This is a genomic window from Nocardioides sambongensis (assembly GCF_006494815.1).
In the GTDB taxonomy this organism is placed as follows: Bacteria; Actinomycetota; Actinomycetes; order Propionibacteriales; family Nocardioidaceae; genus Nocardioides; species Nocardioides sambongensis.
Genome location: NZ_CP041091.1, coordinates 4,398,158 through 4,411,979 on the forward strand (window position 1 = coordinate 4,398,158; position 13,822 = coordinate 4,411,979).

At 72.2% G+C, this 13,822-nt stretch carries 8 protein-coding genes and 1 pseudogene; 1 reads left to right on the forward strand and 8 read right to left on the reverse strand.

Annotated elements, in window-relative coordinates:
• Positions 1-95: 95 nt before the first annotated feature.
• The 7 genes and pseudogenes from FIV43_RS20560 to FIV43_RS22970 form a co-directional block, all read right to left on the reverse strand.
• Positions 96-1,049 (reverse strand): DMT family transporter, encoded by a 954-nt coding sequence (locus FIV43_RS20560; RefSeq protein ID WP_231123568.1) that lies wholly within the window; start codon positions 1,047-1,049, stop codon positions 96-98.
• A 95-nt stretch (positions 1,050-1,144) separates the two neighbouring features.
• A complete protein-coding gene (locus FIV43_RS21770; protein ID WP_231123994.1) occupies positions 1,145-2,860 on the reverse strand; it encodes a M6 family metallopeptidase in 1,716 nt (571 codons plus the stop codon).
• Positions 2,857-4,338, reverse strand: a complete 1,482-nt coding sequence (locus FIV43_RS22955; protein WP_231123569.1) for a M14 family metallopeptidase — start codon at positions 4,336-4,338, stop codon at positions 2,857-2,859. Before FIV43_RS22955 ends, FIV43_RS21770 begins: the two co-directional genes overlap by 4 nt.
• Before the next feature lie 80 nt (positions 4,339-4,418).
• Positions 4,419-7,082, reverse strand: coding sequence for a carboxyl transferase domain-containing protein (locus tag FIV43_RS22960; protein ID WP_231123995.1), 2,664 nt, complete (start codon positions 7,080-7,082; stop codon positions 4,419-4,421).
• Entirely contained in the window at positions 7,067-9,958 is a 2,892-nt protein-coding gene (locus FIV43_RS22965) for an ATP-binding protein (RefSeq protein WP_231123570.1), read from the reverse strand. Before FIV43_RS22965 ends, FIV43_RS22960 begins: the two co-directional genes overlap by 16 nt.
• A gap of 120 nt (positions 9,959-10,078) precedes the next feature.
• On the reverse strand, positions 10,079-10,756 hold the full coding sequence (locus FIV43_RS20575; RefSeq protein ID WP_141015622.1) for a response regulator transcription factor: 678 nt from the start codon (positions 10,754-10,756) through the stop codon (positions 10,079-10,081).
• A gap of 145 nt (positions 10,757-10,901) precedes the next feature.
• Positions 10,902-11,885, reverse strand: a pseudogene (locus FIV43_RS22970) (sensor histidine kinase); the annotation flags it as partial.
• Between the two features lie 185 nt (positions 11,886-12,070).
• On the opposite strand from FIV43_RS22970, the gene phoU reads away from it, so the two are divergent.
• On the forward strand, positions 12,071-12,727 hold the full coding sequence (phoU, locus tag FIV43_RS20585; protein WP_141015623.1) for a phosphate signaling complex protein PhoU: 657 nt from the start codon (positions 12,071-12,073) through the stop codon (positions 12,725-12,727).
• A 272-nt stretch (positions 12,728-12,999) separates the two neighbouring features.
• Here phoU and FIV43_RS20590 read toward each other — a convergent pair whose 3' ends face one another.
• Complete coding sequence (locus tag FIV43_RS20590) at positions 13,000-13,746, reverse strand: phosphoglyceromutase (RefSeq protein WP_141015624.1); 747 nt, start codon at positions 13,744-13,746, stop codon at positions 13,000-13,002.
• Between the last annotated feature and the right edge of the window lie 76 nt (positions 13,747-13,822).

The following is a 13,822-nucleotide window of genomic DNA, read 5'->3' on the forward strand; positions in this document are numbered from 1 at the left end:
GCGCCCCATTCCGAATGGTCGGGAATTCCCCGAAAACACGACCAATCCGAATGGGGCGCGCCGAAACCCGAATGGGGCGCGCCGCAACCCGCACCCTAGGACGGCGCCGGCGCAGGCTCCTCGACATCCGGGCTGGCGCCCTGGCCGGGCCGCCGCGAGGACGGCCGCCGCCGGGCCACTGCGACGCCGACCAGGGCGAGCGTCCCACCGACGTACGCGATGGTCGGCGGCACCTCGTCGAGGAGGACCAGGCCCATCACGATGGTCAGCGGCGGCACCAGGTAGGTCGTCACGCCCAGCGACGAGGCGTCCATGTGGCGCAGCGCGTAGGCGTAGGTGGTGAACGCGACTGCGGTCGGGAAGATCCCGAGATAGACCAGCCACCAGGTCGACGACGCCGGCGCCTCACGCACCTGCCCGACCAGCTCACCCAGCCACGGCAGGCAGACCACGGCGCCGACGCTGCACGCCAGCCAGGTCACGTGGATCGCCGACAGCGAGGCGACCAGCGGCTTCTGCACCACCAGGCTGATCGAGTAGACCAGCGCCGCCAGCAGGCACAGGCCCACCCCGAGCAGGTCGCGGGACCCGTCGCCGGAGGTGGACATGCCGATCACCGCGACGCCGGCGAACGCGAGCGCCAGGCCCGCCAGCAGGGTCGGGGTGAACCGCTCGGAGAGGAACGTCGCGGCCAGCACCGCGATCAGCACCGGGGAGACCTGGATCAGCATCGCGGCCGTCCCCGCGTCCACCCGCTGCTCACCCGCGTTGAGGGCGAGGTTGTAGATCCCGAACCAGAGCACGCCGATCGCGACGATCGAGACCCACTGCCGCCGCGAGGGGCGGGGCAGCCCACGCGGCAGCGCCACCACCCCGAGCGCGACCGACCCGACCAGCAGCCGTCCCAGCGAGAGCGCACCGGGGGAGAAGTCGTCGGCCAGGTGCCGGATCCCGACGAACGCCGAGGACCACAGCAGCAACGTGGTCCCCACGGCCAGCAACGGCAGGACGCTCCGGTGCTCCCCAGGCCCGCTCTCCACACTGTTCACGAGGCAACGCTAGGCGGTCGCGCCGACACGCGGCACGCGGGTTCCGGCCATCACACCGCGAGATGCGGACAGGGTGGACCCGCGCGCCGGGGCCGTCACTCCAGCAGCTCGTCCAGGGCCCTCCCGACCAGGTCGGCGCGCTCCTCCTCCGAGGCCATCTGCTCGAGCCCGAAGCCCAGCAGCAGCGTGTCCTCGGTGGCGGTCGCGGCGTAGTTCACGGCCGGCTCCGCCCCGATCTCCCACTCCGTCGCCGGGGCGGGGCTGCCGGCGGGCGAGCTGCCGACCGACCACTTGCTGGTCGGACCCTCGAACCCGTCGGCGTCGTCGACGCCGTCGATCACCACGTGGGTGTCGTCGACGAAGACGCCGATCTCACCCGAGCCGGGGTCGGTCACATAGCTGATCGACACCTCGACGTCGCTGCCGGCGTAGCCGCTCAGGTCGTAGGAGACCTCGCTCCACCCGCCACCGTCGCCGCTCAGCGCGTTCCAGTCGCCGGTGGTGCCCGGCGGCGTGCAGTCGGCGCCTAGGTAGTGCTCCAGGAACGGGTGCAGCGCCAGCAGGAACGGGTTGTCCGTGCACTCGGCCGGCGGCTCCGACGACGTCGCACCTCCCGCCTCGGGGAGCGTGGTCCAGTCGTCGCTGCCCGCCGTGCGTGCCTCGACGATCACCTGGTCATAACCGGGCTCCACCACGTACGAGAGCTGGAAGGAGAGCTCCGCGCTCGCCCCGTCCGGCACCGTCACCGTCCGGCTCAGCCGCGCGTACGACGAATCCTCGTGCAGCACCCGAGCGAACCGCTCACCTTCGATCGGGGCATACGGACTCCCCGGCGTGGCTGCGTACTCGGCGGCCCCGGCGCTGGCGAACTGCGGGAACTGGTCGACCGGCAGCACGTCGCTGGTCGGCGTCCACGCTCCCGCCTCGTCGAGCGGGTTGTCGCCCTCGACGACCGGGCCACCGAGCGCAGCGGTGAAGCCGTTCAGCGGGGCGGCGGTGCCGGCGATCGACTCCGGGCCGGTCAGGTCGATCCGGTTGTAGGCGCCGAGGTAGTACTGGCGGAAGTCGTCGGCCAGGATCAGGCAGTCCTCGAAGAACCCGTCCGTGGCGCCACCCGGGCGGGGCGAGACCACGCACTCCTCCTCCGGAGCGCCGTTGAGCCCGTAGTAGAGCCCGCCCACCGACGTGCTGATCCCGGCGAGCCCCTGATACTGGGCGGTCTCGCCGGCGTGGACCAGCTTGCCGCCGTCGTTGAGGTAGTCGCGCACCGCGATGGTCAGGTACTGCTGCCGCTCGGCCACGGAGACGTCGGCGAGCTCCCCGAACGGGGTCGTGGTCAGCTCGTCCTCCGGGTCCTGGGTGATCCGGTTGTCGCCGAGGTACCAGAGCACCGCGTCGTAGTGCGAGAGCACCCCGAGGTCGTGCGGCACGCCCTGGGCGTCGACGTCCCACACGTCGGCGGAGTAGCCGGCGTCCTCGATCGCGGCGACGTGGGCGTCGGCGTACTTGGGCCCGGTGACGTCGTCCGGGTAGGTCGGGTTGACGCCGGTGTAGTCCTCGTTGGCGATCACCAGCACGTCGCTCCCGGTGTCGGAGGCGACCCGGTAGGTGAACCGGCTCGAGGAGATGTAGCCGCGGCCGGGCAGCCGGCCGGAGAACCAGACCTGCACCCGGTCGCCGGGGTCGGCGAAGCGGACCTCGCCGCGGTACTCGGCGTAGTAGTCGTCGTTCTCGTCGCCGTAGCGCTCACCGCCGGCCCACTCCGGGGCGGCGACGGTGCGCACGCGCCCGCCGTCGATCCGGTAGTTCATCTCCAGCCGGCGCAGCGCGCGCTTGGCGACCACCGCCACGGACTGCGGGTCGCCGTAGGAGACGTCGAAGGTGTCCACCTGGAAGGTCGGGGTGTCCAGTCCGACCACCGAGCTCGGGTCGTCCGGGTCGGCCGCCGACTCGGCCACCGCCAGGGCGAACGGGATGTTCGCCTCGAACTCGGCCTGGACCAGCTCCTCGTCGTCGGGGAACTCGAAACCGCTGCCGCAGTCGGTGTCCACCCACTCGTCGTCCGGGACGGCCTGGGACGCCGACTCGCAGGTCGACATCTCGGGGTGAAGCCGAGCACGCCGTAGCGCTCGGTGAGGTCGGTGTCGGTGTCGCCGTTGGTGGTGTAAAGCTCGGCGGAGATGTCCGGGTCGTAGCCGGGGATCGCCGGCTCCTCGTCGTCCCCGGCCATCGCCTCGTAGATCACGTCGTCCGGTGTCGGGGTGGCCACCTGCCAGCCGGTGCCGTAGAGCAGCAGCTCGGCGGCGGAGTGGTAGTTGACGAAGAACTCCGGGCTGATCCGGCGCATGAACCGGTCGAGCGCCTTGGTCTCCGGCTCCGAGGCCGGCCCGGGGCCCCGGTAGGTCTCACTGCCCGGGTTGGGGGAGGAGCCCTCGTTGTCGTAGCCCCACTTGGTCGGCCAGTTGCGGTTGAGGTCGACGCCGTCGCCGGGGGCGATCTGGCCGTCGCCGTTGTTGTCGCGCAGGTTCTTGCGCCACAGCCGCTGGCCGGGCTCGAAGGTGAAGTCGTAGCCGTCGGGGTTGGCCACCGGCACGAACCAGAGCTCGGTCGACTTCAGCAGCGCCCGGATCGAGCGGTCCTCGTAGTAGCCGTCGATCACGTAGTTGGCCAGCCGTCGGGTCATCTCCGGGGTGATCCACTCCCGCGCGTGCTGCGCGGAGAGGTAGACGACCGTCGGCCGCCGCCCGTCCTTGGTCCGGCGCGCGTTCTTGGTGACCTTGAGGGCCACGATGTCCTGCCCCTGCACGGTGCGGCCGATGCTGACCAGCTTGGTGATCTGCCGGTTGCGCTGCGCCAGGGTCCGGAACTCCCGCTCGAGGCCGCCGCGCCCCGAGTACGGACGCCACACCTCGTAGCCGTTCGCCTCGGCGCGGGTCGCTCGCTGGGTCGTGGTCAGCCCGCCGACGCGCTTCGGCGCGAGCTCGATGCCGCGCGCCTCGAGCCGGCGCACCTGGCTCCCGCTGAGGATCGCCTCCACCCGGACCTGCGACTTCTCGGCGTCCTCGGCCTGCCCGGCGGGGGATCGGGTGACCTCCACGTCGTGCCGGTCGACGCCGAGGTCGAGGATCTCCTCGAGCTGATCGGCGGCGACGAGGCCGGTGTAGACCTCCATCCGATCGCCGGAGCCGTTGCCCGGTGGCGCCGCGCCGGCCGGCGTACCGGCCAGCATGCTGCCGGTGAGCACACCGACGACGGACAAGGCGATGGCGGTTCCGAGACGTCGCGGCATGAACAGCTCCCTGAGACCAGTGTGACGTAGATCACAGAGTCCGCCTCGGTAGGGGTTCTGTCAAGCGAGCCCGGTCCGGCTCACCCCAGGTGCTGCTCGATCGTCGCCACGATCCGCGGCCGCAGCTCCGCGGCGCTGATCACCGCATCGACGGAACCGACCTCGACGGCGCGGTGGATGTTGTGCACGCCGTCGAACTCCCCGGCCACCTCGGTGATCTTCTCGGCCCGTACGGCGGCCCGCAGGTCCGCGAGCTCCGCGGCGAGTGCTCCGCGGTCGGCGCCGGCCGCCTCGGCGAGCCGCTCCTCGACCGCCCGGACCCGGGGGTCACCGGCGGTGCGCTTGTCCACCTCGCCGGCGAAGACCACGGCCGCCGCCGGGGCGCCGCCGAGCACGGAGGCGAACGATCCGTCGACCGCCAGCACCGTCATCGACGGGTTGAGCTGCTTGGAGAACACCACGAACGCGCCGCCGTGGTAGCGGGAGATCACGCAGAACACGATCGGGCCGTCGAAGTTCACGATCGCGCGGCCGATCTCGGCGCCGTACTCCAGCTGCAGGTTCCGCATCGAGTCCGGGGAGCCGTCGAAGCCGGACAGGTTGGCCAGCACCACCAGCGGTCGGTTGCCCGAGGCCGCGTTGATCGCCCGCGCCGCCTTCTTCGACGACCGCGGGAACAGGGTGCCGGCGGTGTAGGTGTCCGGGCCGTCGGTGGGCGGGAAGCCGCGGCGTCGTACGGGACGGGACTCGATGCCCAGCAGGCAGACCGGGTAGCCACCGACGTGAGCGTCGAAGACGACCGCGGTGTCGGCGTCGGCCATCCCGGCCCACCGCTCCAGCGTCGCGTGGTCCTGGTCGGCCACCGCGCGCATCACGGTGCGGATGTCGAAGGCCTTCTTGCGGTCCCGGTTGTGCGCCGGGTCGAAGATCTGGCCCACCGTGGTGAAGTCGCTGTCCACGCTGTGGTGCGGGAACGTGGAGACGTCCCGCTCCGTCGGGTCCTGGGTCGGCGCACGCCGCGGCCCCCGCTCACCCGGTACGACGTAGGTGTGGTCGTAGTGGGCCAGCAGCACGTCGAACGCCCCGGCCAGGTCGGGCGCCCAGTACTGCGCCTGCCCGTTCGGCCCCATCACCCGGTCGTAGCCGCCGATGCCGTAGTTGTCCTCGGCGGAGACGCCGCCGGAGAAGTCCAGCGACTGCTTGCCGGTGAGCACCATCGCGCTGTCCGGGGTCATCACCAGGATGCCCTTGGTGTGCATCAGCATGGTCGCCTCGGCGTTCCAGTACGGCTGGGCGCCGACGTTGATGCCCGCGACCACCACGTTGATCTCGCCGCCGTCCTGGGTGAACTCCACGATCCGCTTCAGCGCGGCCGCCACCCAGTCCATGTTCTCGGTGCCGGAGTCCATCGAGATCCGGGCGCCCGCCGAGATCGCGAACCACTCGACCGGGACCTGCATCTCCTGGGCCAGGTCGATCGCCGCGATGATCCGGCGGCACTCCTGCTCCGAGACCGCTCCGAGCGCCTTGGTCGGGTCACCGCAGAGCAGCACCCTCGTGACGCCGTCGGGGTGCAGCGCGGTCTTCGTGGTGACCACCGCGCAGATCACGCCGGCGGTGTTGAGCCCGTAGCGGCGCGAGACCGGCACCAGCCGCCCGTCGTCGAGGTCGTGCTCCACCATCGATCCGCCGGGCCCGGCGAGGATGTCGGCGAGCTCGTAGGGGTAGACCATGCCGCGGCGCCGCGACCGGACCACCTTGCCGGCGTAGTCGTCGAGCGGCCGGAGCGGCTCGGTGGGCGGCGCCTCGACCGAGGCGGTGACCCGTGCGCCGGGCTGGGAGTGGAACCGGATGCTGACCGGTGCGACACCGTCGCCGGTCTCGATCCGCCCGCCGGCCACGACCTCCTCGATGCCGGCACCGTCGGAGAGCGGGGTGATCTTGCCCTGCAGCGCGGTCAGCTGCGCCGGGTCCGCGTCGACCACCGGCCAGACGTGGATCCACACGTGGTTCATGTCCAGCCTGCTGCCGGCCCGGCCGAGATCGGTGCGGGCGCGGCGGATCGACTCCAGGCAGTTCTCGATGGCGCGCTCCGCGTGCGGCACGCCGAGCACCTCGCCGTCCTCGTCGCGGACCACCAGGACCTGCCGCACCTGCGCCAGCGCCACCAGGCGTCGGTCGGACCGGTTCGACTTCGCCACGCAGTCGTAGAGCAGCACGTCGTCGGCGGCGGGCACCCGGGTCACGTCGAACTCCTGGAGCCGCCACAGGTTGAGGCGGCGCCCGACCATCGGGTGCACCCCGCGGACCAGCTCGTCCTCCACCACGGTGCCGTCCTCGGCGCCGGGGCGGAACTCGAAGTAGCCGACGGGTCGGCCGGCGCCGGGGCAGGTGGCCACGGCGACCCGCCGGACCTGACCGGACCACGGCAGCGCACCGAGGATCCCGGCCAGCGCTGCGCTGGCCTCCTCGTCGCTCTCCGGCCGGTCGGGCCAGGCGAGGTAGAGGTCGGCCACGGCGTCGTACCCGCTCGGGCGGCCGGCCACGTGGTCGAGCACGACCGCGTTGAGCGGGCCGTCCGGGTCGCCGAGCTCGGCGACGGTGCCGACCGTGCTGAGGATGGCGGTGTCCTGCCCGTCGATCGTGTACGTCGCCCGCACCGCCGGCCGGTCCGGGGCGGTGAACGCGGCCACGTCGCGCAGCCCGTAGTCGTGGTAGTGGCGGCGGATCAGCACCTCGAGCATCGGCTCGTGCGCCCCGACGCCCTGCTCCAGTCGCGCCGAGAGGAAGCCGACCAGCTGCTCGGGGATGCGCGCCAGCGCGGCGATCCGGTCGGCGTAGTCGGCGGCGTCCGGCTGCGCGGCGAGGTCGGCGATCTCGTCGCCCACGCCGGCCAGCACGGCGGCCCGCTCCTGGTCCACCTCCGGCTGGTCGAACCAGCGGAACCGGATGCTGCGAGCCAGGTCGCCGACCTCGGGGAAGCGCAGCTGCGTCGCCCGGACCAGTCGCTCGAGCAGCGTGCGCACGCGGTCGGCGAGCGCGGCGTCGGGAGCCGGGTCGGCGGCCCAGCGGCCCAGCACCGCGGTGACCACGTCGGTGTCGGGCTGGAGCGCTGCTGGGCGAGGAAGACCCGGTGCACCGCCCGCTCCAGGTCCGGGGTGCGCTCGAGCTCGGTGACGCCGTAGTGCGCGAGCACCCGGCCGAGACGGTCACGGAACTGCTCGGGCAGGCCGTCGCGCTCGACGTCGAGGCTACGCAGATAGGTGTGGAAGTGCTCGCGGGAGCTGTGCACCCGCAGCTCGGTGTGCAGCTCCTCGCCGGCCGGCCGGTTGCGGCTCAGCTCGGCCATGTCGGCGAAGACGGAGAGCAGCTCGATCTCCTCCTCGATCACCGCGCCGCCGGCGGCGGCGACCCGGTCCCGGGCGCTCAGGTACGCCGGCAGCGGCGACCCGCCGTCGCGGACGTCGACGTCGTAGCCGAGCAGCACGGCCGACAGGTCGGTCAGTCCGCGGCGCAGGCAGGTGCTGGTGTCGTCGTCCGAGGACGCCTCCGGCAGCTCCAGGCCCGGACCGGCCTCGTCCTCCTCGACGGCGGCCTCGCCGCCCTCCTCGAGCGGGTCGAGCCGGACCAGCGCGGCACCGGTCTCCACCTGGCTGCCGGTGATCACCATCAGCTCGCGCACCCGGGCGGCGAACGGTGCCGCCAGCACCGTCTCCATCTTCATCGACTCCAGCACCAGCACCGGGGCGCCGGCCTCGACCTCGTCGCCGACACCCGCCGGGGTGGCGACCACCAGCGCCGGTGCGGGGGAGCGGAGCACGCCGCCCTCGTCGCGCGAGACGCGGTGGGTGACCCCGTCGACCTCGATCAGCAGCACCGCCCCGTGCGAGGCGGTGACCAGCCGGAACCGGCGGCCGGCGATGACCGCCACGCTGCGCTCGGCGTCCAGGCGGACCAGGTCGGCGTCGACCGTCTGCTGCTCCCCGCCCGCGGTCAGCGAGACCCGGTAGCGCTGGGGCCCGACCTGCAGCACCCCGAGCTTGTACGACGCCCCGCGCAGCTTGAGGTCGATCGTGCCGCCGACCTCGTGCTGCAGCTGCGGACGCCCGCCGTGCGCGGTCTCCAGGAGCCGCGCGACCTCGATCTGCTGTTGCTCCTCGTAGGCCTCGATCGCGGCCACCACCAGGGCCACGCCGGAGTGCTCGTGGGCGACCAGTCGTCCCTCGGCGCGGACCCGGTCGATCCAGCCGGTGTCGGCCCACACCGGATCACCGCTGACCACCTCGGGCTGGACGAGCAGGTCGAGGATGAAGCCCTTGTTGGAGACGCCGCCCTCGATCACCACGGTGGTCTCGGCCATCGCGCGGCGGAGCCGGGCGAGCGCCTCCTCGCGGGTGCGTCCCGACGCGATCACCTTGGCGATCATCGAGTCGAAGTCCGCCGGGATGGTGTCGCCCTCGCCGACGCCGGTGTCCACCCGGATGCCGGGCCCGGCGGGCAGCCGGAGCCGCTCGATCCGGCCGGGGGAGGGAGCGAAGTCGCGGTCGGGGTCCTCGGCGTTGAGCCGTGCCTCGACGGCGTGCCCGACCTCGGCGGGACGCTCGCCCTCCAGCCTGCCGCCGGAGGCGACGTGGATCTGCAGGGCGACCAGGTCGAGGCCGGTGGTGATCTCGGTGATCGGGTGCTCCACTTGGAGCCGGGTGTTGACCTCGAGGAAGGCGAAGGTCCGCTCCCCGGGGTGGTAGAGGAACTCGACGGTGCCGGCGCCGGCGTACCCGACGGCGAGCGCCAGCCGCTCGGCGGAGCCCTTGAGCTCGGCGACCTGGGTGGCGTCGAGCAGCGGGGAGGCGGACTCCTCGATCACCTTCTGGTTGCGGCGCTGGACCGAGCAGTCCCGGACACCGACCGCCCAGGCGGTGCCCTGGCCATCGGCGATCAGCTGCACCTCGACGTGCCGGGCGCCGGTGACCAGGCGCTCCAGGAAGACCACGCCGCTGCCGAACGCGCGCTCGGCCTCGTCCCGGGTGCGCTGGTAGGCGTCGGCCAGGTCGTCGGCACTGTCGACGCGGCGGATGCCGCGGCCGCCGCCACCGGCGGTCGCCTTGAGCATCAGCGGGTAGCCGATCCGGTCCGCCGCGGCCAGGGCGTCGTCCAGGGTGTCGACCCCGCCGCCGCTCCACGGTGCGACCGGTACGCCGACCTCCTCGGCGATCAGCTTGGAGCCGATCTTGTCGCCGAGCCGGCGCATCGCCTCGGCGCTCGGGCCGATGAAGGCCACCCCGAGGCGGGCGCAGAGGTCGGCGAAGGCAGGGTCCTCGGCGACGAATCCCCAGCCGACCCAGACCGCGTCCGCCCCGGTCGCCACGATCGCCCGCTCCAGGGCGCCGAGGTCGATGTAGGGACGGTCGGCGGCGCGGCCGATCAGGTACGCCTCGTCCGCCTCCCGCACGAACATCGCGGTCTGCTCCACATCGGTGTGCAGCGCGATGGTGGTGTAGTCGGCGCCTGCCGCGTTCAGGTCGCGCACGGCGTGGATCAGCCGCATCGCGGCCTCGCCGCGGTTGACGATCGCGATCCGACGGAACGCGCGGTCGGGGGAGGACGTAACCGGGACTGTCACCCTTAGAGGGTTTCGCATGATCCGCCCGGCTCGCCCGGGGCGGGGCGCCAATGCTGCGGCCCAGTTGTTGGTGGATCCCCACAAGAGGAGCGGGGCGCTCCGTCTGACCGGGCCGCCCGCTCAGACGTCCAGCTTGTACCCCAGCCCGCGCACCGTCACCAGGTACTTCGGCTCGCTCGGCTCCGGCTCCAGCTTGGCCCGCAGCCGCTTCACGTGCACGTCGAGAGTCTTGGTGTCGCCCACGTAGTCCGATCCCCAGACCCGGTCGATCAGCTGGCCACGGGTCAGCACCCGCCCCGGGTTGCGCAGGAACATCTCCAGCAGCTCGAACTCCTTCAGCGGCAGCCGCTGCTCGGAGCCGTCGACGGTCACCACGTGCCGCTCGACGTCCATCCGCACCGGTCCGGCCTCCAGCGTGTCCGGGGCCAGCTCGGCCTCCTGGCCGCGGCGCAGCACCGCCCGGATCCGGGCGACCAGCTCGCGGGGCGAGTAGGGCTTGGTGACGTAGTCGTCGGCGCCCAGCTCGAGGCCCACCACCTTGTCGACCTCGTCGTCCTTCGCGCTCACCATGATCACCGGCACGTTGGAGCTCTGTCGGATGGTGCGGCAGACCTCCGTGCCGGGGATCCCGGGCAGCATCAGGTCGAGCAGGACGATGTCGGCCCCGTTGCGGTCGAACTCGTTGAGCGCCGTGTTGCCGTCGGCGGCGATCGCGACCTCGAAACCCTCCTTCCGGAGCATGTAGGCCAGCGCGTCGCTGTAGCTCTCTTCGTCCTCGACGACGAGTACCCGGGTCACGGGCGGTCCTCCTCCTGCTGTGATGGAGCCGCGTCCGCACCTGCGGACGCGGCGGGGGCTCGGCGAGAGCCTCATACCCCGGGTGCTTCGGCAGCGACAGGGTGAACGTCGACCCCTGCCCCTCCACCGACCACACCCGGACCTCGCCGCCATGGGTGGCGGCGACGTGCTTGACGATCGACAGGCCCAGCCCGGTCCCGCCGGTGGAGCGGTGCCGGGCCGGGTCGACCCGGTAGAACCGCTCGAAGATCCGGTCGACCTCCTCGTCGGGGATGCCGATGCCCTGGTCGATCACCGAGATCTCCACCGAGGAGCCCACCGACCGCCGGCTGACCAGCACCCGGCTGCGCTCCTCGGAGTAGGCGACCGCGTTGGCCACCAGGTTGGAGACCGCCGCGGTGACCTGGTCCTCCTTGCCGAGGATCTTCAGGCCCTCCTCGCCCTCGGTGAGCAGGGTGATCCGCTTCGCCCCGGCCTCCATCGCGCTGGTGTCGATCGCGGTGGCGATCACGTCGTCGATCGAGACCGGCGAAGGGGAGTGGACGGGCTCGTCGCCCTGCAGCCGGGACAGCTCGATGATCTGCTGCACCAGCTTGCCCAGGCGGTCGGACTCGGTCTGCATCCGCGCCGCGAACCGCTGCACCGCCTCCGGGTCGTCGGCCGCGTCCTGCACCGCCTCGGCGAGCAGGTGGATCGCTCCGACCGGGGTCTTCAGCTCGTGCGACACGTTGGCCACGAAGTCACGACGTACCGCCTCGACCTGGCGCTCCTTGGTGCGGTCCTCGACCAGGGCCAGCACCAGGCGCGGACCGAGCGGCGCCACCCGCGCGGTCAGGGTCCGCTGCGGGCCCACCGTCGAGGACATCTGCAGCTCGGTCTCGCGGATCTGACCGTCGCGCCGCACCTCGCGCACCAGCTGGCTGAGCTCCGCGGAGGACAGCACGCCGCCGCGCACCACCCCCATCGCGTACGCCGGCGCGGAGGCCTTGACCACCGCGTCGGACTCGTCCACGACGACCGCGCTGCTGCGCAGCACCGCGAGCACGTCGGCCACGCCGGCGGGCAGCAGCGGCGCCTCGGTCTCCGGCTGGCGGCGTTGCTGCCGCTCGCTGAGGTGCCAGGCGAGCATCGCGCAACTGGCCACCAGGGCGCCGAGTGCCGCAGCCAGGAAGGCCTGGGTCGACGAGTCCACGGCCCGATCGTACGGCGCCGCCGACCCCGGCCTCGGAATCGTGGAACGCGACGTTCGTGATGTTCACCCCCCGTTCACCGGAGTCAGGGATGTCGTCACCTTCGCTCCGTACGCTCGCCGTCATGCGTGACGCCTACACCGAGCAGCTCGAATCCGTCTTCGACGAACTGGCCGGCATGTGCCGGCGCGTCGAGGCCGCGGTCGAGAGCGCGACCCTTGCCCTGATGACCGGCGACCCCTCGATCGCCGAGCAGGTCATCAGCGCCGACATCGAGATCGACCGGATGCGCGAGGACGTCGAGGAGAACTGCTTCAGCCTGCTCTCCCTGCAGCAGCCCGTCGCCGGCGACCTGCGCACCGTCGTCGCCGCCCTGCGGATGGTCAGCGAGCTCGAGCGGATGGGCGACCTCTCGGTGCACGTCGCCAAGATCGCCCGGCTGCGGGTGCCCGACATCGCCGTCCCCGAGGAGGTTCGTCCCACCGTCGCCCGGATGGCCGTCGTCGCCCGCACCATGGTCGGCCAGGTCAGCACGGTGATCACCACCCGCGACGTCGAGGCAGCGATCGCGCTCGGCAAGGCCGACGAGGAGATGGACCAGCTGCGTCGTACCAGCTTCTCCGAGCTGCTCGGTGACGAGTGGAACCACGGCGTCGAGGCGGCGGTCGACATCGCCCTGCTCGGTCGGTACTACGAGCGGATCGCCGACCACGCGGTCTCGATCGCCAACCGGGTCATCTTCGTCGTCACCGGCCACAACCCCACCTCCGTCGACGCCTGACCCCGCGCCGAGGGGTCAGGCCCACCCCGCCGAGAGGTCGGTCGGGAACTGCCGAGGGGTCGGTGGAGTGCCGCCGAGGGGTCGGTGGGGAACTGCCGAGAGGTCAGGCCCACCCGGCCGAGAAGTCAAGAGGTGCGGGCAGGCCACTCGTCTGTCGGTTCGCGACCTCTCGGGGGACCGCCAATGACCTTTCGGCGGACGGCCAATGACCTTTCGGCGGGGCGCCAGCGACCTTTCGGCGGGGCGCCGGTGACCTCTCGGCGGGTACGGCGTCAGCGGCCCTGGTTGGCCACGGCAGCGGCAGCGGCCTCGGCGGCCTCGGGGTCCAGGTAGCGACCGCCCGGGACGGTGGGAGCGAGGGTCTCCTCGTCGAGCTCGTAGAGCAGCGGCATCCCGGTCGGGATGTTGAGTCCGGCGATGTCGGTGTCGCTGATCTGGTCCAGGTGCTTCACGATCGCGCGCAGGCTGTTGCCGTGGGCGGCGACGAGCACCGTGTGGCCGGCCCGCAGGTCGGGCACGATCCCCGCGTCCCAGTAGGGGAGCAGGCGGGCGATGACGTCCTGGAGGCACTCGCTGCGCGGCATCTCCTCGCCGAGGTCGGCGTACCGGGGGTCACCGACCTGGGAGTACTCGTCGTCGTCGGCCAGCGGGGGAGGCGGGGTGTCGAAGGATCGTCGCCAGAGCATGAACTGCTCCTCGCCGTATTCGGCGAGCGTCTGCTTCTTGTCCTTGCCCTGCAGGGCGCCGTAGTGGCGCTCGTTGAGTCGCCAGGAGCGCCGTACCGGGATCCAGTGGCGGTCGGCGGCGTCCAGGGCCAGGGCGGCGGTGTTGATCGCGCGCCGCTGCAGGGAGGTGTGCACCACGTCGGGGAGCAGCCCGGCGTCCACGAGCAGCTCGCCGCCGCGGATCGCCTCGGCGCGCCCCTTCTCGGTGAGTGCGACGTCGACCCAGCCGGTGAACAGGTTCTTCGCGTTCCACTCCGACTCGCCGTGGCGCAGCAGGATCAGCGGGAACGGCATCAGTGGCCGCCCTCGAGCTCGGGGTGCTCGCAGTCGTAGGCGCGCGACCCGGTCTCGCCGAGCTCCTCCTCGGCGC

Bases quoted from the DNA above. Each gene is read 5' to 3' on its own strand.
- FIV43_RS21770 (WP_231123994.1), bottom strand. From the start codon at position 2,860: ATGAACTACCGGATCGACGGCGGGCGCGTGCGCACCGTCGCCGCCCCG.
- FIV43_RS22955 (WP_231123569.1), bottom strand. From the start codon at position 4,338: ATGCCGCGACGTCTCGGAACCGCCATCGCCTTGTCCGTCGTCGGTGTG.
- FIV43_RS22960 (WP_231123995.1), bottom strand. From the start codon at position 7,082: ATGCTCGAGGTGCTGATCCGCCGCCACTACCACGACTACGGGCTGCGC.
- phoU (WP_141015623.1), top strand. From the start codon at position 12,071: ATGCGTGACGCCTACACCGAGCAGCTCGAATCCGTCTTCGACGAACTG.
- FIV43_RS20590 (WP_141015624.1), bottom strand. From the start codon at position 13,746: ATGCCGTTCCCGCTGATCCTGCTGCGCCACGGCGAGTCGGAGTGGAAC.